This window comes from Stenotrophomonas sp. Steno-Z1 (assembly GCF_056393175.1).
This window is the reverse complement of the sequence record NZ_JBWJPB010000020.1, coordinates 1-1,010: the sequence shown is the minus strand read 5'-3', so window position 1 is coordinate 1,010 and position 1,010 is coordinate 1. Positions and strand designations below refer to the sequence as shown.

At 55.5% G+C, this 1,010-nt stretch carries 1 protein-coding gene; it reads right to left on the bottom strand.

What is annotated here, in order from left to right; genetic code table 11:
- Positions 1-465 precede the first annotated feature (465 nt).
- Positions 466-1,010, bottom strand: a 545-nt coding sequence (locus AC06FD_RS20415; protein WP_478078729.1) for an RHS repeat-associated core domain-containing protein, incomplete at its 5' end; no start/stop codon positions are given.

Sequence of the window (1,010 nt, the reverse complement as noted above, 5' to 3'; positions counted from 1 at the left end):
GGGATCGATCACCACCCGAGGGGTACCCAGGTGGTCCGGCTGCACGTAGGCCACTTCCGGTACGCCAGCACTCGGAGCACTGATCAACGCAACCGGATAGTTGTCCAATCTGATGGTCTGCTGCAGCGATCGAAACGTGCAATTTTGGCAGAAGCGACTCCGTTAAAATTGCTCGGAGAAACGACGCGAGGCTCGCACTCACCCAATCCGACAACCATGCACTGCTGTTTCAGTACGAGCTGCAGGAGGCAACCAAAAAGACTGCCAATCCACCTGACGGCGACCTACTCATCATCAACATTTCAGTGTCATTCTTGTGCCTCGCCTGGCGCGATCATCGAGACCTCGAGGGCTGCCCGCTACAGTGCTATTTTGCTAGCCAGACGTATGTAATGCTGTCTGCAGCATCACTGAAGACACCTCGCACATGGCCAGCCGCCTCTGTACTGCTGAGCTCGACTGCGGCTATGGGCCAAAGCCGACGGCCATCGCCACCACCTTGTTTTGCCGCACGTAGTAGCAGACATTTGAACCATCCTCCTGATAACCACACACACGATCAGCGGGCTGTCGCGGAGCAAGCGGGTTGAAAAGGCCGCTACCCCCTCCGTGGATCCACCTCCCCCGAGCGTCGTCCGTCTTTAGAATATCATTTGGCCCAAAGGCCCTAGGATTGTTCTTGTAAGGGCCGCTAGTTGGATAGACATCGGCAGACTCATAGGGACCTGCCGCACCTGGCTTCGCGCTCCGCGCTACCGAACTTAACGAATCCCAAGATTTGACGACGTTGCCATTGCTGTCCAGGTACACGGTCTGCCCCAGATTTTGATAAGTGACAATTGAGTTCAATCCAAACGGATCAGATTTGGATAGTGGATCGCCCGACACATATCCATAAGTTGAAATGTCACCAGCCAGCCCAATCGGATCGCTCTGGGAATACCGTCCGACCGCCGGATCGTAGTCCCGTTGGTAGTTGTAGAACATCCCACTAGCGTCCGTCGCCTGCT